Genomic DNA, 19,890 nt, shown 5'->3' with positions numbered 1-19,890 from the left:
CTACTCGATGGAGAAGACGATGGGATAGAGGGGCTGCTCGCCGCGGTGGGAGTCCAGCTCGAGCGAGGGCTCGGCTGCCGAGATGGCGTCGAGGATCTCCTGGAAGGAGGCATCGTCGAGGTCCTTGCCGGCAAGGATGGTGAGGGTGTCGCCCTCCTCGGCCTCCTGCATGCGGCGGATGAGCTCGACGGTGACGTCCTTCACCGAGGAACCCACCACCGTGATGGCACCGTCCTCGATACCCATGACGTCACCGGCGTGGATGGGCGAGCCGTCTGCGGCCTGGGAGTCGCGCACGGCACGCGTGACCTCGCCGCCACGAACCTCGGAGACGGCATCGGTCATGGCCTCGACGTTGTCCTCGAGGGTGCCCTCGGGATCGGCCACGAACATTGCCGAGAAGGCCTGCGGGACGGTCTTGGTGGGAACCACGGCAACGTGGGCGTCCTCGCAGGCGGAGGCGGCGGCCTCGGCGGCCATGCGGATGTTGCCGTTGTCAGGAAGCACAATCACGTTCTCCGCGTTGGTCTTCTCGACCGCAGCGAGGATGTCTGCCGTGGAGGGGTTCATGGTCTGCCCGCCGGAGACAACCACGTCGACGCCGAGCGAGGTGAGGATCGACGCCTCACCGGAGCCCGCCGCAACCGCAACAAATCCCAGCGGCTTCTTGGGGGCCTTCTCCTCGGCAGCCTTGTCAGCAGCGATCTTTGCCGTGCGCTCGTGGGCCTCGAGGTCCATGTTGTGGATGAAGACCTCGAAGATCTGGCCGCGCTCAAGCATATAGGCAAGGACCTTGTCGGGCGTGTTGGAGTGCACGTGCACCTTGAAGTCTGGGTACTCGCCCACGAGCAGCTCGCAGTCGCCCATCGTGGCGAGAAACGCGAGCGCGGCGTCGCGGTCGAAGGACTCGTCGTTGGCATGGAAGAGGAACTCGTTGCAGTAGCGGTACTGCGAGCCCTCCCAGTCGTCGTTGAGCTCGATGGCAACCTTGGAGGAGACGGCCGCCTTGGCATCCGAAGAGTCTACGGTGGTCTTGAAGTCAGAAACCTCGCCCGCCTTGCCCTCGACGGCGTTCACGAAGGCCTCGAAGAAGGTGGCAAAGCCAAAGGCGCCGGAGTCGACCACACCGTTCTCCTTGAGGACGGGCAGGAGCTCGGGCGTGCGGGCGACGGACTCGTAGGCCTCGATGACCAGCGCATCGAGCATCTCGGTGGCCGTGATGTGGGCCTTCTCGAGCTGGTCGGCACGGGTAGACATGTCACGCAGAACGGTGAGGATCGTGCCTTCGACGGGCTTGCGTACGGCCTTGAAGGCAACCTTCACCGAGCGACGGAACGCGTGCGCGATGTCGGCGGCCGTGGGATTGTCCTGGTCCTTGGCATCGCAGAGCCCCTCGGCGAGGCCGCGTAGAATCTGGGAGGTAATGACACCGGAGTTGCCGCGCGCGCCCATGAGCGAGCCGTGGGTGATTGCCTTGGCAATGTCCTCGATGGTGGCGTCCTGTGGGAGCGCCTCCACCTCCTTGACGACGGTCCCCAGGGTGAGTGACATGTTGGTGCCGGTGTCACCGTCGGGGACAGGGAAGACGTTGAGCTTGTTGATCTCCTCGGCTCGCTCGGCAACGACGTTTGCCGCCACGGGGAAGCACGTGCGGATGACTGACGCAATCATCTTATTGGACCTCTGTTCTTTCTCTGCGGCGGCCTAGCGATTAGAGCGGAGGCCCTCGATGTGGACGGTTACCTTGACGTCATCGAGCTCGGCAATCTGCTTCAGGATGAACTTGACCGAGCTGGTGAGGTTGTTCACGACGGACGCCATGTTGACGCCCTGCTCGACAATGACGTGAAGGTCAACAGAGAGGTGTCCGTCTGGCGTGACGTCGACATCGATGCCACGGCGGAGGCGGTTGGTGGGCAGGAGCTGCGCTACGCCGCCCTGCTCGTCGATGGCCGCCATGCCAACGACGCCGTAGCACTCCAGCGCGGCGTAGCCAGCCAGGTCTGCGATGCAGTCGTTAGACACCTTGAGCGTTCCCGGAACGACACCGGCCATGGGGTCTCCTCTCAAAGCCTCCGCAGGACGGAGGCACTGTTACTGACATAAGTCCTAGCGATTATAGCGCAGGGCAGCGCGCACACGCGACCCCACCCCTACGACAACAGAAAGGAAGGGCCAACGAAGTGGCCATCCGCTGCTGGCATTTAGACTGGATGGCAGTCCGGTGTGCGAGTATGCTGTGTGGGCGGCATCCCATCATCGAGGGGTCCGGCTGTAGGCAATGCCAAGAAGTTGTGTGTATCGCTTGCGAGAAGCCGTCCAAGTGGTATATTTGCAAGGCTTGTTGATTAACGGGCGCGCGAGCGCCGCACTTTGGAGGTCAAGGTCATGTCGAAGGTTTGTGATATCTGCGGCAAGCACGCCGTTGCCGGTCGTTCCATCAGCCACTCCCACCGCACGGTTGCTCGCACGTTTAAGCCCAACATTCAGCGCGTCTCCGTTGTTGTCGACGGCCAGCGCAAGAAGCTCAACGTCTGCACCAGGTGCCTCAAGAAGGGTAACCTCGTCCGCGGCTAAGCTTTAGGACATTGCATGCAGGGGGTCGCACCACTTGGTGCGGCCCTCTTTTTTGTGGCAGAGGTGAGCTGTCGCGGGGGACAGGAGGCGCAGGTGCGGGACGCGAGAACGGTGCAGCACAGCAGTTGTCGCGCTTTCTCGCCATTTAGGTATTTTCCGAACGTTTAGACACCCTTAAACGGCGAAATCTCGCGGCATTCCAGGAATGGCGCGGATTCCGAACGGTTAAGCTGCTCTAAACGTTCGGATTTTTCCTAACCAGCGAAATCGCGCGGCATTGCGGATGGCACCGTACGGCAGCAGCCAAGGCAGGGACCTACCGCAAAAGGAACGCCGCAACCACACCGGAGCTCACGGACACAACGGCGTCCTCGCTCTCCACCACGTTCGAGATGCCCAAGTCGTTGAGAAGACCGAGGGGCTTCTCGTCCAGGCACCACTTCATGCCGGACTCGCTTACCACCGTTCCCGGTGCCACGGCCACGGCCGAGAAGGTGCGCCCATGCGCATCCGTGCCCAGCCGCCACTCGCGCGCGCCCGCCACGGACACCACGCGCATCTCGAACGAGTCCTCGACCAGCGCGGGACACGCGTTTGCGGCACTGACGAGAAGTCCCACCACGCCCAGGGCATGGTCCGGCCGACCGCCAGATGCACAGGTCACCGTAAGGCGCAGCGGACGCCGCTGCCGCGCGGCCTCGTGGCGCGCGCAATCGATGGCAAGCGAGAGGTCCGTCGCATACTTCTCGGACGGAAACGAGATCGAGCGCCCTGCCTCGTTGCTTGCCCAGGCACCATCCGCAGCCGAGACGGAATCGTGGTCGCCGCAGTATGCGTCTGGCACCACGCCGGCAGTCCGGCACGTCTCGGCGCCCTTATCGGCAGCAACAACATAGTCCGCCTCGGCGGCAAGCCGCGCGACAAGCGCCGGCGAGCTGGGCGCCGGCGACCCATCAATCACAAGCACGCGTAGGGGCTCCGCATCAGACGGCGCATCCTGCGCCGCCGGTACTGCCGCATAGTCCTCGATAAGCGCCAGCGAGAGCTCCGCGAAGCCATGCACGTATATGTCACACCAGGGCTGCACGTCCCTCTCGTCCCGACCGTCATGGTCGTTCATGAGGCCAACCACGTTGAACCCCGAGCGCTTGGAGGTGCGCACGCCAAAGGGGGCGTCCTCGAAGACCCAGGTCTCACCCACCGGCGTGCCAAGTCGGCGGGCCGCCTCGAGGTAGACGTCGGGGAAAGCCTTGTCGCGACCGCCTACCTGTTCGGTTGTCACGATGTCCTTGAAGAAGTGCGAGAGGTCGTGCGCCTCGAGCGCCACACGCACCTCGCGCAGCGGCGTGGAGGTCGCAATGACCATGGGGATGCCCGCCGCCGACAGCTCCTCGAGGAACTCACGGGCACCAGGCATGAGCGGGATGTCAGTCGCGTAGTGGTGGCGAACGATGACGCAGACCTCCTCGTAGAGATCGCTGACGGGGGCATCGATGCCAAGCTCGTCATGCATGATCTGACACCCGTCTCGCAGGGTCACGCTCTCGACTCGATCGAAGAACGCAGGGTCAACGTTTGCGCAGCCGTGCGAGCGAGCGAGCTCAATCATCACGTGGCTCCACATGCACATGGAGTCCACGAGAGTTCCGTCACAGTCGAAGATCGCACCCTTGAAAGCCATCGTTTCCTCTCCCCTGCGGTACAGGCCGTGCCATGGCGAGCAGATTCAGTGTTGTCCCTGGGCTTGCTGGCCGCGAGCTGGCAGCAATCCCTCCGGTTGGGTAAAGTATCCCATGGCCCGAGCGCTGCCACGCTCGCGCAAGCCACCATACAGCATCTGCACCAAGCTTCCGGAGGAAGAAGAACATGGCTCGTTATGACTACAAGTGCCCCTCATGCGGTTCCACCTTCGAGGTCGAGCATCCCATGAGCGCCCATCCCAAGGTGAACTGCCCCAAGTGCGGCCATGAGGCCGAGCGCGTGTTCGAGACCTCGGGCATCGTGTTCAAGGGTTCCGGTTTCTACAACACCGACCAGAAGGGCAAGTAGCCCAAGCGGCTCCAGCAGATGGAGACTTGAAGGCCCCGTCGATCACCGGCGGGGCCTTTTTCCGGCCGCGTAAGGTTGATAAGCCGCGGGGACGCGCCTCTCTAGTCACCAACACGCAGAAGAAACATCAACACATTTACTATATTTTGTTGATGTTTTAGAGACATGAAAGACCACCAAAGGGAGGAATGCTCCATAACAAAGTGAGCTATGGTTACTTGCACGCAGTCAGCGGGGCACAGCCCCTCGACACAACGAAGCAGAAAACAACACCATGAGGCGGATGTGGGTTCCGGAGGCAGCATGACTAGCAGCAATGACAAGAAGGATCGCTTCGAGCGCGAAGGGAAGCGCGAGGACAGCAACATTGGGCTTGTGGGCAGGGGCTCGGGCTTCATCCCCACGGGCGACGCCAGCGCAATGCCCGAGGGGACCGAGCGGAGAGGCAGCCGAGGCAGACGATTCGTGCTACGGACGCTTGTTCCGCTCCTCGTGCTTGCAGCACTTCTCGGCGGCGGCTTCGTATGGTGGACACAGTTCCGCCCAGTTCAGGTGACGGTAAACGGCACGCTCCAGAGCGTAACCGTGGGCACCACCATTGACCAACTCAAGAGCGACGAGGGCATTCAAACCTCGCCTGGCAACTACGTGAGCGTCTCGGGGAACATCCTTGCCGAGGGCGGGGGCTACCCCTACTCGGTCTCCGTCAACGACAAGGACATGGACTACGACGACGCGCGCACCTACAAGGTTGCCGGCGGGGAGCGTATCACCGTGAGCGACGGTGGCGACCGCACAGAGCCCTACACCACCGAGACCGTGAACCAGCCGCCCAAGCTCCTCATGGACGGAAACGTAGGCGCCATCAACTACATCTCGCAGTGGGGCTCTACCACGGTGAAGGACGTGCTCACGGGCCAGGATTCTGGCGAGCAGGTCGACGGCACGGTCTACGAGCAGGGTCAGGACTGCGTTGTCACCGTGAAGGATGTCCAGCCTTCGGACGACCAGAAGCTCGTGGCCCTGACGTTTGATGACGGACCCAGCGAGTACACGTCCCAATACCTGCAGATCTTGCAGGACAAGGGAGTCAATGCGACCTTCTTCTGCCTGGGCAAGGAGGTTGACGCCCGCCCAGAAGAGGCCCAGGCCATCGTGGATGCCGGCTGCCAGATATGCAGTCACTCCTACGACCACCCCGACCTTAGGTACGCGGAGCCGCAGACGGTAGTCGACGAGCTCACCTCGTCCTTCTCGTCCATAGAGAACGCCACGGGCGAGAAGACCACCACGTTTCGCCCACCCTACGGAAGCTTTACCCAGCGCACCTGGCTTGCCACGCAGGGCGTGGCAACGGTGGCCGTGCGCTGGGACATCGACACCGAGGACTGGAAGCAGCCCGGCGTGGACCAGATTGTCTCGGCGGCCTGCAGCAACGTGCACTCCGGCAGCATCATCCTGATGCACGATGGCGGCGGCCCCCGCGACCAGGATGTCGAGGCGCTGCCGCAGATCATTGACACGCTCCAGTCGCAGGGCTACACCTTCGTGACCATCAGCGAGCTTCTCGCCAGCGATGACTCCATCCCGGACTATGTGACGAGCTGCAACTCGACCATGCCCGAGAACGCCGTCTGGCCGGACGAGATAGGCTAGGCAAACTGGCTGCGGTAGAGCGTCGCGTACGCACCGCCCTTTTCCAGCAGTGACTCGTGCGTGCCCTGTTCAATGATGGTTCCGTGGTCCATCACCAGGATGAGGTCCGCGTCCACAATCGTGGAAAGGCGGTGCGCAATCACGAAGCTCGTGCGATTCTCCATGATGGCCTCCATAGCGCGAACAATGGCCTGTTCGGTACGGGTGTCCACGCTCGAGGTTGCCTCGTCGAGGATGAGCATGGCGGGGTCTGTGAGCATGGCGCGCGCGATGGTCAGGAGCTGACGCTGACCCTGGCTCACGTTCTCACCGCCGTCAGTGAGCATCGTGTCGTAGCCATGCGGAAGCGTGTGCACGAAGAAGTCCACGTGCGCGGCGCGCGCCGCCGCCTCGACCTCCTCCCGTGTGGCACCAGGTCTGCCATAGGCGATGTTCTCTGCGATGGTTCCCTCGAAGAGCCACGCATCCTGGAGCACCATGCCAAACTCGCGGCGCAGGTCGCGCCGACGTAGCTGCCTGGTGTCAACGCCGTCAAGCGTGATGCGTCCACCGTCAACCTCGTAGAAGCGCATGAGGAGGTTGATGAGCGTGGTCTTGCCGGCGCCGGTTGCGCCCACGATGGCGACCTTCTGGCCAGGCTCGGCCACGAGGGAGACGTCGCGCATGAGGGGTGCCTCGGGCGAATAGCCAAAGCGCACGTGCTCGAAGGCCACACGACCCTGCACGGGCTTTGGAAGCTCCACCGGCATCTCTGGGTCTGGCGAGATTTCTGCCGAGTCAAGCAGCACAAAGACACGCTCGGCGGCAGCAAGGGCGCCCTGCAGCATGTTCACCGTTAGCGAGAGCTGGGTGAGTGGCTCGGACGCCTGGGTCACGTACTGGAAGAAGGCCTGGAACGCGCCGACAGACATCTGACCCCCCGCCACGAGCACTCCAGCGGCAAGGCCGATAGCCACCTGCGAGAGCCGCATGAGGAAGCGGATCACGGGGGAGATTGCGTTGGTGAGGAAGTCTGCTCGGGCACTTGTGGCAGCAACCTTCTCAGCACGCAACTCCACCGCCTCGAGGCTCGCGTCCTCCACGCCAAATGCCTTGATGACGGTTCGGCCGGAGTACGCTTCCTCGACGCTCTCGGTGAGGTGCCCCAGTGCGTCTTGGCGCGCCGCCGCCGCGTCGAGCGTGAGGCGGGCGGCAAACCTGGTAACAACCACAGACGCGGCGGCAAACCCGCAGAACACAAGTGCCAGCACCAGGTTGGAGACAAGCATGAGCACGACTGCGCCCACGAGCGTGGTGAAGGCGATGATGAGCTGCAGCAGGCCTCGCTGCAGGACCTCGGAGACCTTGTCGAGGTCGTTGGTCGCGCGGCTGATGGTGTCACCAGGCTGGTGGGCGTCGAAGTACGAGAGTGGGAGCCTTCCCAGCTTTGCCGAGATCTTCTTGCGCAGGGAAAGGTTAAGGCGCTCGGCAAAGCTCGACATCACGAGCGACTGCACGCTGTAGAACACCCATGCGCATGTCCAGATGCCCAGGTAGATGAGAACCTCGCGGCCACCGTTCTCGAGGCCCACAACGTAGGGCTCGCCTGCGGCGAAGCTTTGCTGGATATGCTCCCACAGCACGTCGACTACGTGCGCACTGTAGGCAGCGGCACCCAGGCTCGCGGCAACGTACACGATGGCGCTCACAGCAGCGACCACAAGGCGCCAGCGCTGCTTGCCGGCGGCCTGCCACAGGCAGCGCGCCGTCCCCATGGCGTCATGTGGGCGCTCCTCGTCGCGCTGGTCCTTCTCGTCACGCATGTTCTTCTCGTCACTCATCGGCGGTGGCACCTCCCCTCGTCTGGGACTCAACAATGTCTTTATAGGCAGGGCACGTCTCCATGAGCTGGTCATGCGTGCCGCGTCCAACCACGCAGCCGTCACCCAGCACCACGATCTGTGCCGCATGGCGCACGGTGCTCACGCGCTGGGCGATGATGACCACGGCTTGGTTGGCAAGCTCGCGCTCGAGGGCATGGCGCAGGGCCGCGTCGGTCTTGTAGTCGAGCGCCGAGAACGAGTCGTCAAAGACGTAGAAGTCCGCATGGCGTACGAGCGCACGTGCAATGGCCAGGCGCTGGCGCTGGCCGCCCGAGAAGTTCGACCCACCCTGCGCGACTCGCGTGGAGAGCCCGTCGGGCAGCTCGTGCACGAAGGCAGCCTGCGCCACGTCAAGCGCGTGCCAGAGCTCCTCGTCGGTGGCGGAAGGGTCGCCGTCGCGCAGGTTCTCGGCGATGGTGCCCGAGAAGAGCCATGCCTGCTGCGGCACATAGGCAATGTGGGAGCGCAGGTCCTGCTGCGTGACCTCGCGCACATCGGTTCCCAGCATGAGGAGCGACCCTGCCGTCACGTCGTGGAAGCGGAGTAGCATCTTGGCAACAGTTGACTTGCCCGACCCGGTATTGCCCATGATGGCTGTGACCTCACCTCGCCGAATGGAGAAGTCAAGGTCATGGAGGGTGTCCTCATCGGCATCAGCAAAACGGAAGCTCGCGTGCGAGAAGCGCGCCACCTCGTCGCCTGGCCTTGGGTCTGCCGGCGCAGCCAGACGCTTGGGCTCCGCAGGGTCCGCCACGCTGGGCACCGCGTCGAGGACGGCTGCCGTGCGCGTGAGGCACGAGAGCGCCCTGGGCACCTGGATCATTGCGAACTGGGCCATCATCATGAAGAAAAGGATGAGCATGGCGTACTCGAGCAACGCGGAGATGGAGCCAATCTGCATGGCGCCTGCGCCCACGCGGTCCGCGCCCATCCACATGACAAGCACCTCGACGACGTTCATGAGGAAGAACGTCGAGCAGTCCACGACCGAGAAGAGCATGTTCACGCGGATGGCGTTTGTGGCGTAGTCCTCGAAGGTCTCGTCCAGGCGGCCACGCTCGCGCTCCTCCTTGCCAAAGGCGCGGATGACGCGCGTGCCGGTGACCACCTCGCGCAGCCGCGAGTTCATGCGGTCAACAAAACCCTGCATAGCCATGAAGATGGGTGTGGACTTGGCAACGGCAACGCCCGAGATGGCGAGCATCGCTATGGTGATGAGGAGGAGCATGCGCCCCATCACGGAGTCGATGCCATATGCCAGGACAATGGCAACCACGCAGGTCACCGGCACCGGGAAGACCATCATGAAGGTCATGAGCAGAGTCTGCTGCACCACGTTGGCGTCAGACAGCGTGCGGGTGATCATCGAGCCCGTGCCAAACACGTTGAAGTCGGCGCCCGAGAGTGCAAGCGACTTCTTGTACACGGCCACGCGCAGGTCTCGTCCCACGTAGGCGGCAAGGCGAGAGGCAACGTAGTAAGATGCCACACACCCGCCGGAACCCACCACGGCAGCCACAAGCATGGCAACGCCATGCGAGGTAAGCTCCGCAGTGTCACGTGTGCCCACGGCAACGTTCACGAGGGCTGCAAGCTGCGTGGGAATGAGGAGCATACCCACGATGTCAGCAAGCAGCAGCACGCAGGCAGCCACCGCCAGATGCCAGTGCGGGCGCACGAGCTGCGTGAGGACCCTCCACGACGCGCGCTTGCTGTAGTCGCGCTCGGCAGCCATCAGTTCCAACCTCCCTGGGTGTCATCAGCCAGTTCCTTCTCGGCAGTGCCCTTAGCATGCAGGGCACGCGCCTCAACGTCGATTGCCACCACGTAACGGCGGATGAGTGCCACGAGGGCAACCCGGTCTTGCGGAGAGAGTGTCTCGAAGGCACGCTGCTCTGCCTTGAGCGCGGGCGCGACCTCCTTCTCGCAAAAGGAGCGACCCTCGGGCGTAAGGGTCACGATCTTGCTGCGACGGTTGTTCTCGTCACGCTCGAGCGTCACCAGGCCGCGGGTGACGAGCGACCTCATGGCCGAGCTCACCGTCTGTCGCGAGAGGGAGTGACAGGTTGCAATCGAGCCCTGCGGGCAGCTGCCGCCGGCAACCACGATGTCCACGAGGATCCAATACGCGGTCTCCGAGAGGCCGCAGCCCTTCGAAATCTCGTAGTACAGGCGCTCGACCTCCTGGTACACGATGTCCATGTCGCGGACGGTGGGGATGCTCGGCGCCTGCGCGCCCGCGCCTCCCGGCTGTTCCTCCGGCATTGGGGAGCCTCCAAAATTACGGTTTCGGACAATAGGAGGTTTATCTTAAACAGAGCTTAGGCATACTTCAAGTGTTGGAAGCAAAAATACAGAACTAATGTTCTATCTATGCCTCGCGGACGAGAATCGCCAGGAAGTGGCCGTCAAGCGGCAGCTCAGGCGTGTCCGCGCGAGAGGTGCGCACCATGCCATCGGGGCCAATCATCGTTGAGACCAGGCGCTGGGCCTGGGGCGGCAGTGCCGCGAAGGCAGCCGTCGAGCGGGGGCTCACGAGAGAGAATTGCGCGCCCTCCGGTCCCGCGAGAAACGCCATCATGACGCCCTCGTCCTCCTCGCGCAGCTCGGAGCACGTGGCGTAGGCAAGCGTGCCGCCTGCGCCAACACGAGCGGAGGCCGCGCGGAGAAGCTCGAGCTGGAGCGCCGGGAGCGACTTGCCCACCGGGCGGATGGCGGGTTCCTGGAGCGCCCACGCTATTTCGGGGTGACGGCGCATGGTGCCCGTGCCGGAGCAGGGAGCGTCCACGAATGCGGAGTCGAAGCTGCCGGCAAGCTCGGGTGGGAGGCCCTTCTCGCCAAGGCGTCGTCCATCCAATGCGGTGCAGGTCACAGCCTTGCCCAGGCCGGCACGCTCCATGCGGGTGCGCGAGACGGCAACCTTGAAGGCCTCTGACTCCACCGCAGCAAGGTGCGCGAGGCCCCCGCGGCGCAGCGCGCAGGACTCGAGCAGGAGCGACTTGGTGCCCCTCCCCTGCCCCACCTCGAGCATGCGAGTGCCAGGCGCGGGCGAGGCAAGCCACGCCACGACCTGCGCCGCCATGTCGGCGGGGACAACGTCAACGACATCCACGAGTCCAGAGGCCGCCAGGCCGGCTGCCGAAGAGAGCGAGAGGCACCCCGGCAGGCTGGTCGAGCACGGCATGAGGCCCGCGGCAGAGAGCAGGTGCTCGACCTCGGCGTCATTGTGCAGACAGGCGTTGCCGGCCACGTAGGCGCCAGGCGCGTCCAAGGCCGAGAGCGCCATGCGGCATACGCCGTCGGTGCCCAGCGAGACCACGAGCTCGTCTGCGAGCCACTGCGGCAGCGCGGCAACGAGCGCGATGTCGGAGGCGGTACAGTTCCTACGCTCCACGCGCTCGCGCGCGCGGGCAAGCGCCGGGAGGTCCTCCTCGGCCACACGGTGCAGCACCGCGTTGGCAAGCCCGGTGCCGTGGGGCGAGACACGCCGCACCAGCTCGACGCCCTGGCTTATGGCCACGGGCGCAGGCGTCGCAAGCCACAGGAGCTCGAACGCCGAGATGCGCAGCGCATCTCGCACGCGCGGCTCGAGGTGACCGCGGCGCAAGTGGGCGTCGAGAAGGGCGTCGACGGTTCCGGACGTACGGACGCTCCCCAAAGCGAGCCTGGTTGCCAGCGCGCGGTCCGCCGGCGTAAGTCGCGCCACCGGCGCGGAGGTGCGCAGCAGGTCGCGCGCGCGGGCATCCCTGCGCCGCACGTTGGAGAGGACGTCCGCAGCTGCTATGCGGGCGAGTGAGAGCGTTGCCATGCGCTAGGCACGCTCCCAGGTGGCACCGTTGCCGCCGTGGAGACCCTGCGCCCAGGCCGAGGCGTCCATCTCGCGCTTGCCGTCGGGCTTCACGCGGAGAAGCTCAAGCGCCCCGTTGGCGCAGCCGAGAAGCACGCGACCGTGGGCAAGCGCAACAGCACCAGCCGCCACCTGCGGGGCATTGGCATCCGCCACTGCGGCGCACACGACACGCATGCCCTTACCCGCAACCTGGCAGCGCGCCGGCGCAGCGTCGGTCGAGGCCTGCACGCGAAGCGCGTTTGCCGCGCACGTGTCTGCCGGGTCGAGGCGCATCTCGTCCTTCTTGACCTTCTCGGCAATCGTGACCTGGTTGGGATCCTGCTCGTGCCAGATCACGGTGCCGTCGGCAATCTGCGCTGCCGCGGCGACAAGCTCGGGCGCGCCCGCCTGCGCCAGCTCGTCAAAGAGCTGACCAGCCGTCTTGGTGCCAATGGGCGTGGACACCTGACGGCACCATGCGCCGGCGTCAAGATCGTGCGCCACGCGCATGATGGAGACGCCGGTCTTCTCGTCCCCGGCAAGGATCGCGCGCTGGATGGGGGCCGCGCCGCGCCAGCGCGGCAGCAGCGAGCCGTGCACGTTGATGGCGCCCAGGGGCGCCACGGCGAGAAGCTCGTCCGGCAGTATGCAGCCAAACGCCACAACGCAGATAAGGTCAGGCGCTGCGGAACGCACGGCGTCGATTGCCGCGGCGTCCATACGCTTGGCCTCGAACACGGGAAGGCCCAGCTCGAGGGCGCATGCCTTCACGGGCGAGGGCTCGAGCCTCTTGCCACGCGAGCGCACGGCATCGGGGCGCGTCACCACGAGCGTGACGTCGTAGGCGCCGGCAACGGCCTTGAGCGAAGGCACCGCAAACTCGGGGGTGCCCATGAAGACAATGCGCATGCTAGTCCTCCTCGACCTCCACGTCGCCAGGGCGCGCGCCGGCGTCGAGCGCGTCCTGGTACTCAGACATCGCACGCACGCGCGCCGAAGGAGACAGGTGATCAATCATGGTCACTCCGTGCAGGTGGTCTATCTCGTGCTGTAGGCACACGGCAAGGAGGTTGTCCGCCGCCTCGTACTGCAAGAGGTCGCCGTCCAGGTCGAGCGCCTGCACAACCACGTGGCTGGGACGCTTGACCTCGACCGTGATGCCGGGGAACGAGAGGCACCCCTCGCCCGTGGTGCGCTCGGGGCCGTCCGCCGTGATGACCTTGGGGTTGATGAGCACGTAGGGGTTCTTCTTGGAGCCCTTGCCCGACCAGTCGACGTCAATCACCACGACCTGCTTGGCAACGCCCACCTGCGGGGCGGCAAGGCCGCAGCCGTCGGCGGCGTACATGTCGCGCAGCATGCGCTTGGCAAGGGCGCGAATCTCGTCGTCGATCTTCTCGACGGGCGCGCACTCCTCGGTAAGCACGGGTGCGGGCGAGAGCACGATTTCGTCCAGGGGGTTCATTGCATCCTCCAATGCAGCGCGAATCCTCGCGCGGGTTGTGTCTTGCCTACATGAGGTCGTAGGCGTCTATGTCCAATGCCATGTTAATACCCATACCGCGCCCTATGCCTGCAGCGCACTCCGAGACCACACCACCAAGGTCGGCGTCGAGGGGTGCCTTCACCATCACGTGGCGACGGGTCCTGTCCTTCACGCGAGCCTTCACGCAGTCCGCGGGACCCAGGACCTCCCAGCCAGGAAGGTCAGCGACCTTCTCGCGCAGGGCGGCTGCCATCTTGGCTGACGCGTCGCCCACGGCGCGGGCATTCTTGCCCCACACCAGGACGTTTGCAAGGCGCGAGAACGGCGGGTACGAGGCCTCCTTGCGCTCGGCCAGCTCGGGGGCGAGAAAGACGTCGCGCCGGTGCGAGAGGACCGCCTGCATGGCAGGGTGCGTGGCCCAGTAGGTCTGCACGATGACCTCGCCTGGGCGCCCTCCCCTGCCGGCCCGGCCCGCCACCTGCTCCAGGAGGTCGTAGGTCCTCTCGGCCGCGCGGAAGTCGGGAAGCTTGAGCATGGTGTCCGCATTGATGACGCCCACGAGCGTGACCTCAGGGAAGTCGAGTCCCTTGGCTATCATCTGCGTACCTACGAGAACCGCGCACTCCGCCGCGTCGAACTGCTCGAGCAGGCGCTGGTGGGCGCCCTTTGCACGCGTTGTGTCCGCGTCCATGCGGATGACCTCAACGTCTTCTGGCAGGAGCATGGCAAGCTCGTCCTCCACGCGCTGGGTGCCCACGCCGTAAGCGCCCAGGTAGCGGCTGCCGCAGTTGGGACAGCGCGTGGAAGGGTCGGGATAGGCGCGCACGGGCCAACTGCGGCCGCAGGTGTGGCATACGAGCGAGTGGGTTCGCTCGTGGTACGTGAGTGCCGTGGAGCAGTGCGGGCACTCGGGCACGCAGCCGCACTCGCGGCACATGAGGAAGTTTGCAAAGCCGCGCCTGTTCAAGAGCAGCACGGCCTTCTCGCGCCTCTCGGCCACGCCTTCGAGCGCGCGGCGCAGGGGCTCCGAGAAGACGGAGCGCGAGCCCCCGCGGAACTGCGACGCCATATCCACGATGCTGACCTTGGGGAGCACGGCGCCGCCGGGCCTCTCGGGCATCTCCACGCGCGTCCAGCGCGCGCCGCGCCATGAGCCCACCTCGCAGCGGCGAAGGCTCTCGAGCGAAGGCGTGGCCGAGCCCAGTACCAGCGCACTGCCCCACTCCTGGGCCATGCGCGCCGCAACCTCGCGCGCGTGGTAGCGCGGGCTTGAGTCCTGCTTGTAGGAGGACTCGTGCTCCTCGTCGATGATGATGAGACCCACGTTGGCGAGCGGCGCGAAGAGCGCGGAGCGCGCGCCCACCACCACGTGGACGGCGCCCTGGCGCACGAGGTCCCACTGGTCGAAGCGCTCGCCGGTCGAGAGGCGCGAGTGGAGCACGGCCACGTCGTCGCCAAAGCGCGAGCGGAAGCGGCCCACGGTCTGCGCCGTGAGCGAGATCTCTGGCACGAGGACCAGGGCGCCCTTGCCCGCGGCAAGGGCGCGCTCGATGGCCTCGAGGTAGACCTCCGTCTTGCCAGAGCCTGTGACGCCGTCCACGAGGACCACGTCTCCCGCAGCGCGGGAGCGGGCTTCGTCGATGGCCACAACAGCGGCAAGCTGGCCTTGCGTGAGGTGCTCCGGCCGCGGGGCATGCGCCGAGGAGAGCGTGGTCTTCTCGCCGCCGCGAATCTGCCGGCGCGTCTCGACCGACACCACACCGCGCTTTGCCAGCGCGTTCACGGCTGTCGAGGCGCCGGGAATGGTGGCCGAGAGCTCGGCCAGGCGCATGGCCCCGGCAGAGAGTGCCTCCAGGACCTCGCGCTGGCGGCTGGCGTTGCGCGCGGGCTCGAAGCCCCGGGCGCCCGGTGCGAGCGAGACCCATCGGGCGTCGGCGGGCGCGGCCTTCTCGGCGACAAGCTCCCACGGGGCGTCAGGCGACTCGCGGGTAACGCGGACCTTCTGGCCAGGGGCGAGGAAGAGCCGCACGGCGTCTGCGAGCGGGCAGGCGTACTCGTGCGCGATCCAGCGCGCCACGGCAGCGGAGTGCGGGCCAAACGCCGCGGGAGCAAGCACCTGCGCCACAGCGAGCAGGCGTGATGGCGCCACGTCTACGGGCGGCTCGTCCGAGGTAGCCATCACGTAGCCCACGGCGCTCCTGTGCGAGAAGGGCACGAGCACCGTGACACCGACGTCCACCTGGTCCTCGATGGCCTCGGGGATGGCGTAGTCAAACGTGCCCTCGAGGGCGCGCGTGGATATGTCAAGCGCGACGCTCGCGAAGCGCACGTTTTGCCCCCTCCCCTGTGGCTGTGAAATTCTCGCGTCACATGCAGCGGCGCCAACGGGAACCGATTGTAGCCGATGCACGTGGCGTCCCTACGCGTGAGACTCACGCGCGGCGCCGGAGGGCGAGTTATGCAGCAAGTGCGTACGAAACCCTCGCTGTGGCGTCAATCTGGCGCCACAGGGCGCGCTCCCGCCACAACCCCGTACGTAATGCTATGGCGCCAAATTGGCGCCGGAGCGCACGTTATCGCAGCAAACAGCCCGATACCGTCACCTCCGGCGCCAATTTCTCGCCGAGAAACGCATGTCATTGCCGAGCACGGCAACCTGGGACAAAAAGCCCCTTTGCCTCACCCGCCGAGGTAGGCCTTGCGGACGTCGTCGTCAACGAGAAGCTCGGCGCCGGTGCCGGTCTTCACGATCTTGCCGGTCTCGAGCACGTAGCCGCGAGCGGCAACCTTGAGCGCCATGTTGGCGTTCTGCTCGACCAGGAGGATCGTGGTGCCGTTCTCGTTGAGCGCCTGGATGATCGCAAAGATCTCGTCCACCAGGATGGGCGCCAGGCCCATCGAGGGCTCGTCGAGCATGAGGAGCTTGGGATGGCTCATGAGGGCGCGTCCCATGGCAAGCATCTGCTGCTCGCCGCCGGAGAGCGTACCGGCAACCTGATTCATGCGCTCCTTCAGGCGCGGGAAGTGCTCGTAGACAAGCTCGAGCGTCTCCTTGTTCTCGGCATCGGTACGCGTGTAGCCACCCATGTCGAGGTTCTCGGCGACGGTCATGTGCGTGAAGACGCGGCGCCCCTCGGGGCACAGGGCAAGCCCGCGCTCCACGATCTTGTGGGGCTTGATGCCCACGAGCTCCTCGCCCTTGAACTTGATGCTGCCGGAGTCGGGCTTGATGAGCCCGGCGATGGTGTTGAGCGTGGTCGACTTGCCTGCGCCGTTCGCGCCGATGAGGGTCACGATCTCGCCCTCGTCGATGTCGAACGAGATGCCCTTGACCGCCTTGATCGCGCCATACGACACGGCGAGGTTGCTTACGGAAAGCATGGACATCTACTTCACCCCCTGCTTGCCGAGGTACGCCTCGATGACCTTAGGGTCGTTCTGGATCTCCTCGGGCGTGCCCTTCGCGATGATGCGCCCGTAGTCCAGGACGCCGATGACCTCGCAGATGCCCATGACGAAGCTCATGTCGTGCTCGATGAGCAGGATGGCGATCTGGAAGTCGTCGCGGATCTTCTCGATGTTCTCCATGAGCTCCTCGGTCTCGGCGGGGTTCATGCCGGCCGCAGGCTCGTCGAGGAGCAGGACCTTGGGGTTGGTGGCAAGCGCACGCAGAATCTCGAGTCGGCGCTGGGCCCCGTACGGGAGGTTGCCGGCACGCTCGTGGGCCAGGCCCTGCATGTTGAAGATGCCGAGAAGGTCCATGGCCTTGTCGTGGAACTCGGCCTCCTGCTTCCAGTGCTTGGGGAGGCGGAACACGTCCGTGAACAGGTGCGTGGACATGGAGTTGCCAAGGCCAACCAGGACGTTCTCCTCGACCGTCATCTTGTTGAAGAGGCGGATGTTCTGGAAGGTGCGGGCGATGCCCATCTTGTTGACCTCGACGACGCTCTTCCCCGCCGTGTCGTAGCCGTCGAGCAGGATGGTGCCGCGTGTTGGCTTGTACACGTTGGTGAGCAGGTTGAAGATGGTCGTCTTGCCTGCGCCGTTGGGGCCGATGAGGCCAGAGATCTCGGTGCGGCCCATGGCGATGTTGAAGTCGTCGACGGCGGTGAGGCCGCCGAAGTCGATGCCGAGGTGCTCCGCCTGGAGCACGGGCATCTTGCCAAGCTCGCGCTCGGGGACGAGGTTGGGGGTCTCCATCTGCACGAGCACGGGGCGGTGGCGCTTGGCAGGCGCGGCCGCGCTGTTCTCGGCGACAGCCTCGGTCTTTGTGGTCTCGTCACTACTCATGGTCGTTGGCCTCCTTCCCCGTTTCCTTGCCTGGCGCAGCTGCAGGCACGGCCACCGAGGCCGCTGCAGGCGTGGCTGCCTCTGCGACAGCCGCCACGGGCGCGAAGTCCTCCGGGCGCTTGCCGTGGTTCATGATGCGCTCGATCACGCGCGACATCGAGAAGTCGTAGTCGCCGAGAAGGCCCTCGGGACGGAAGATCATGACCAGGATCAGCACGATGGCGTAGACGACCATGCGGTAGTCGGAGACGGCGCGCAGTGCCTCGGGCAGGATCGTGAGGACGGTCGCGGAGATGACGGAGCCGAGCATGGAGCCCATGCCGCCGAGAACCACCATGACCAGGATCTCAATCGACTTCATGAACCCGAACTTGGCGGGAGCCATGACGCCGATGCAGCCCGCGTAGAGGCCGCCGGCGACGCCCGCGAAGAACGCGGAGGCCACGAAGGCGAGCGTCTTGTAGTACGTGGTGTTGACGCCGCAGGACTCGGCCGCGATCTCGTTGTCGCGAATGGAGAGGACGGCACGGCCATGACGCGACTTCATCATGGTGTGGATGAGGAAGAGCGAGATGGCGACCACGATGAACGTGTTGAGGAAGTTCGTGTACCCGGGGATGCCAGTGAGGCCCTTTGCGCCGCCGGTGAGCGTGAACCCAAGGACACCGTCGATGTTTTGCATGACCACGCGGATGATCTCGGCAAAGCCCAGGGTAATGATGGCCAGGTAGTCGCCCTTGAGGCGCAGCGCCGGGACGCCGATGATGAGGCCGCAGAGGGCGGCGCACACGCCACCGAAGATGATGCCGAGCACAAAGAGGAGCGCGGCGGCTGGGGTGCCCGTGGCAAAGTCGCGCGCGGTCACGCCCATCGTGTCCATCATCCTCATGATGAAGATGGCGCAGGAGTAGCCACCCACCGACATGAAGCCGGCATGGCCGAGCGGCAGCTGGCCGAGGTAGCCGGTCGCGATGTTGAGCGAGACGGCGAGGATGATGTAGATGCCAATCTGCTCGATGACGCCGGTCTGGTAGCGGCTCACCACGCCGCCGTCGATCATGAGCTCGCCCACGACGAGGAACACTACGACGAGGACTGCGTTGATCAGATAGCGCACGGGCATGGAGAGGCTGCGGTAGCCGGAGGCAGCCGGCGCGCCTGTCGGCGCTGTTGATGTCTTTGAAGCAGTCACGGCTTCCTCCTTAGACTTTCTCGGTCATCGGGCGGCCCAGGATACCGGTGGGCCTCACCACGAGGACGATGATCAGGAGCAGAAACACCACAGCGTCCTGCCACACGGAGAGGCCGATGGCAGAGACGAACACCTCGGCGAAGCCAACGAGAAGGCCGCCGATGACGGCGCCGGGGATGGAGCCGATGCCGCCGAGGACCGCCGCCACGAATGCCTTGGTGCCGAGCATGATGCCCATCGTGGGCGTTGCCTGCGAGTATGCCATGCTGTAGAGCACGGCGCCGATGCCGGCGAGCGCGGAGCCAACCGCAAAGGTGAACGAGATCGTGTTGTTCACGTTGATGCCCATGAGGCGCGCGGCGCCCATGTCCTCGGAGACGGCACGCATCGCCTTTCCGAGCTTGGTCTTCTGCACGAGAATCGTGAGCACGATGGTCGAGACCGCCGTCACCACGATCGTGATGATGGCGTTCGCCGAGAGGGCCACGTCCCCGATGCTCAAGTTCGGCAGCTCGAAGTACTCGGGAACGACCTTGGCGTCGGCGCCAAAGACCAGCTGCGCGCCGTTCTCGAGGAAGTACGAGACGCCGATTGCCGTGATGAGCAGGCTCATTCGGGGAGCCTCACGAAGCGGCTGGTAGGCGACCTTGTCGATGAGCACGCCCAAGCCGGCGCACCCCACGATGGAAAGGACGATCGCCAGGACCGGGCTCAGGCCCAACTGGCTCATGACGATCCAAGAAATGTAGGCACCGACCATGATGATGTCGCCATGGGCAAAGTTGAGGAGCAGGATGATGCCATACACCATCGTGTAGCCCAGAGCGACGAGTGCGTAGATGCTGCCCAGCTGCAGACCGTTGAGCACCTGCGTCAGAAACGTCACGGCACAACACTTCCTCTCTTGAACACGGGTCCTGTAGAACCAAGGAAGCGCCGGGGGCTGCAT

At 65.0% G+C, this 19,890-nt stretch carries 17 protein-coding genes; 3 read left to right on the top strand and 14 right to left on the bottom strand.

From position 1 onward, the window contains the following. Together BT122_RS07955 and BT122_RS07950 are read right to left on the bottom strand one after the other, a co-directional pair. Complete coding sequence (locus BT122_RS07955; RefSeq protein ID WP_059055573.1) at window positions 1-1,671, bottom strand: DAK2 domain-containing protein; 1,671 nt, start codon at window positions 1,669-1,671, stop codon at window positions 1-3. Between the two features lie 33 nt (window positions 1,672-1,704). Next, window positions 1,705-2,055 carry an Asp23/Gls24 family envelope stress response protein gene (locus tag BT122_RS07950; protein WP_059055575.1) on the bottom strand — a complete coding sequence of 117 codons (351 nt, stop codon included), beginning with the start codon at window positions 2,053-2,055 and terminating at the stop codon, window positions 1,705-1,707. A 333-nt stretch (window positions 2,056-2,388) separates the two neighbouring features. On the opposite strand from BT122_RS07950, the gene rpmB reads away from it, so the two are divergent. Then, window positions 2,389-2,577, top strand: coding sequence for a 50S ribosomal protein L28 (gene rpmB / locus BT122_RS07945; protein ID WP_032111626.1), 189 nt, complete (start codon window positions 2,389-2,391; stop codon window positions 2,575-2,577). A 316-nt stretch (window positions 2,578-2,893) separates the two neighbouring features. Here rpmB and BT122_RS07940 read toward each other — a convergent pair whose 3' ends face one another. After that, a complete protein-coding gene (locus BT122_RS07940) occupies window positions 2,894-4,258 on the bottom strand; it encodes a thiamine diphosphokinase (RefSeq protein ID WP_072355417.1) in 1,365 nt (454 codons plus the stop codon). Window positions 4,259-4,443: 185 nt separating this feature from the next. On the opposite strand from BT122_RS07940, the gene BT122_RS07935 reads away from it, so the two are divergent. Together BT122_RS07935 and BT122_RS07930 are read left to right on the top strand one after the other, a co-directional pair. Continuing rightward, window positions 4,444-4,626, top strand: a complete 183-nt coding sequence (locus BT122_RS07935; RefSeq protein ID WP_032111624.1) for an FmdB family zinc ribbon protein — start codon at window positions 4,444-4,446, stop codon at window positions 4,624-4,626. A gap of 303 nt (window positions 4,627-4,929) precedes the next feature. Next, window positions 4,930-6,282: a polysaccharide deacetylase family protein gene (locus BT122_RS07930; protein WP_177242215.1), complete on the top strand. Its 1,353-nt coding sequence runs from the start codon at window positions 4,930-4,932 to the stop codon at window positions 6,280-6,282. On the opposite strand, the gene BT122_RS07925 is transcribed toward BT122_RS07930, so the two are convergent. The 11 genes from BT122_RS07925 to BT122_RS07875 all read right to left on the bottom strand — a co-directional run bounded on the left by BT122_RS07925 (window position 6,279) and on the right by BT122_RS07875 (window position 19,827). Beyond that, the gene (locus BT122_RS07925; RefSeq protein WP_072355416.1) at window positions 6,279-8,102 is read right to left on the bottom strand and encodes an ABC transporter ATP-binding protein; all 1,824 of its coding nucleotides are present in this window, start codon (window positions 8,100-8,102) and stop codon (window positions 6,279-6,281) included. The genes BT122_RS07930 and BT122_RS07925 overlap by 4 nt on opposite strands. Then, complete coding sequence (locus BT122_RS07920; protein ID WP_072355415.1) at window positions 8,095-9,879, bottom strand: ABC transporter ATP-binding protein; 1,785 nt, start codon at window positions 9,877-9,879, stop codon at window positions 8,095-8,097. Before BT122_RS07920 ends, BT122_RS07925 begins: the two co-directional genes overlap by 8 nt. Further along, complete coding sequence (locus tag BT122_RS07915) at window positions 9,879-10,409, bottom strand: MarR family winged helix-turn-helix transcriptional regulator (RefSeq protein ID WP_072355414.1); 531 nt, start codon at window positions 10,407-10,409, stop codon at window positions 9,879-9,881. Before BT122_RS07915 ends, BT122_RS07920 begins: the two co-directional genes overlap by 1 nt. Window positions 10,410-10,515: 106 nt before the next feature. Beyond that, window positions 10,516-11,952: a transcription antitermination factor NusB gene (locus BT122_RS07910; protein WP_072355413.1), complete on the bottom strand. Its 1,437-nt coding sequence runs from the start codon at window positions 11,950-11,952 to the stop codon at window positions 10,516-10,518. Window positions 11,953-11,955: 3 nt separating this feature from the next. Then, on the bottom strand, window positions 11,956-12,882 hold the full coding sequence (gene fmt, locus BT122_RS07905; RefSeq protein ID WP_072355412.1) for a methionyl-tRNA formyltransferase: 927 nt from the start codon (window positions 12,880-12,882) through the stop codon (window positions 11,956-11,958). A gap of 1 nt (window position 12,883) precedes the next feature. Then, complete coding sequence (gene def, locus BT122_RS07900; RefSeq protein WP_072355411.1) at window positions 12,884-13,438, bottom strand: peptide deformylase; 555 nt, start codon at window positions 13,436-13,438, stop codon at window positions 12,884-12,886. 46 nt (window positions 13,439-13,484) lie between these two features. Then, entirely contained in the window at window positions 13,485-15,788 is a 2,304-nt protein-coding gene (gene priA, locus BT122_RS07895) for a replication restart helicase PriA (RefSeq protein WP_083432391.1), read from the bottom strand. Window positions 15,789-16,138: 350 nt separating this feature from the next. Continuing rightward, a complete protein-coding gene (locus tag BT122_RS07890) occupies window positions 16,139-16,846 on the bottom strand; it encodes an ABC transporter ATP-binding protein (protein WP_072355410.1) in 708 nt (235 codons plus the stop codon). After that, entirely contained in the window at window positions 16,847-17,659 is an 813-nt protein-coding gene (locus tag BT122_RS07885) for an ABC transporter ATP-binding protein (RefSeq protein WP_286130345.1), read from the bottom strand. Window positions 17,660-17,741: 82 nt separating this feature from the next. Further along, window positions 17,742-18,941: a branched-chain amino acid ABC transporter permease gene (locus tag BT122_RS07880; protein WP_072355408.1), complete on the bottom strand. Its 1,200-nt coding sequence runs from the start codon at window positions 18,939-18,941 to the stop codon at window positions 17,742-17,744. A 10-nt stretch (window positions 18,942-18,951) separates the two neighbouring features. Then, window positions 18,952-19,827, bottom strand: a complete 876-nt coding sequence (locus BT122_RS07875; protein ID WP_072355407.1) for a branched-chain amino acid ABC transporter permease — start codon at window positions 19,825-19,827, stop codon at window positions 18,952-18,954. Between the last annotated feature and the right edge of the window lie 63 nt (window positions 19,828-19,890).

This window comes from Olsenella sp. kh2p3 (genome assembly GCA_900119625.1).
Taxonomy (GTDB): domain Bacteria; phylum Actinomycetota; class Coriobacteriia; order Coriobacteriales; family Atopobiaceae; genus Tractidigestivibacter.
The sequence above is the reverse complement of the archived record's forward strand: the minus strand, read 5'-3'. Positions and strand labels throughout refer to the sequence as shown.

Excerpts from the sequence above, each read along its gene's own strand:
- BT122_RS07915 (WP_072355414.1), bottom strand. The coding sequence starts at position 10,409 with ATGCCGGAGGAACAGCCGGGAGGCGCGGGCGCGCAGGCGCCGAGCATC.
- BT122_RS07955 (WP_059055573.1), bottom strand. The coding sequence starts at position 1,671 with ATGATTGCGTCAGTCATCCGCACGTGCTTCCCCGTGGCGGCAAACGTC.
- BT122_RS07935 (WP_032111624.1), top strand. The coding sequence starts at position 4,444 with ATGGCTCGTTATGACTACAAGTGCCCCTCATGCGGTTCCACCTTCGAG.
- BT122_RS07950 (WP_059055575.1), bottom strand. The coding sequence starts at position 2,055 with ATGGCCGGTGTCGTTCCGGGAACGCTCAAGGTGTCTAACGACTGCATC.
- BT122_RS07910 (WP_072355413.1), bottom strand. The coding sequence starts at position 11,952 with ATGGCAACGCTCTCACTCGCCCGCATAGCAGCTGCGGACGTCCTCTCC.
- def (WP_072355411.1), bottom strand. The coding sequence starts at position 13,438 with ATGAACCCCCTGGACGAAATCGTGCTCTCGCCCGCACCCGTGCTTACC.
- rpmB (WP_032111626.1), top strand. The coding sequence starts at position 2,389 with ATGTCGAAGGTTTGTGATATCTGCGGCAAGCACGCCGTTGCCGGTCGT.
- fmt (WP_072355412.1), bottom strand. The coding sequence starts at position 12,882 with ATGCGCATTGTCTTCATGGGCACCCCCGAGTTTGCGGTGCCTTCGCTC.
- BT122_RS07925 (WP_072355416.1), bottom strand. The coding sequence starts at position 8,102 with ATGAGTGACGAGAAGAACATGCGTGACGAGAAGGACCAGCGCGACGAG.
- BT122_RS07885 (WP_286130345.1), bottom strand. The coding sequence starts at position 17,659 with ATGGAGACCCCCAACCTCGTCCCCGAGCGCGAGCTTGGCAAGATGCCC.
- BT122_RS07890 (WP_072355410.1), bottom strand. The coding sequence starts at position 16,846 with ATGTCCATGCTTTCCGTAAGCAACCTCGCCGTGTCGTATGGCGCGATC.
- BT122_RS07940 (WP_072355417.1), bottom strand. The coding sequence starts at position 4,258 with ATGGCTTTCAAGGGTGCGATCTTCGACTGTGACGGAACTCTCGTGGAC.
- BT122_RS07930 (WP_177242215.1), top strand. The coding sequence starts at position 4,930 with ATGACTAGCAGCAATGACAAGAAGGATCGCTTCGAGCGCGAAGGGAAG.
- BT122_RS07920 (WP_072355415.1), bottom strand. The coding sequence starts at position 9,879 with ATGGCTGCCGAGCGCGACTACAGCAAGCGCGCGTCGTGGAGGGTCCTC.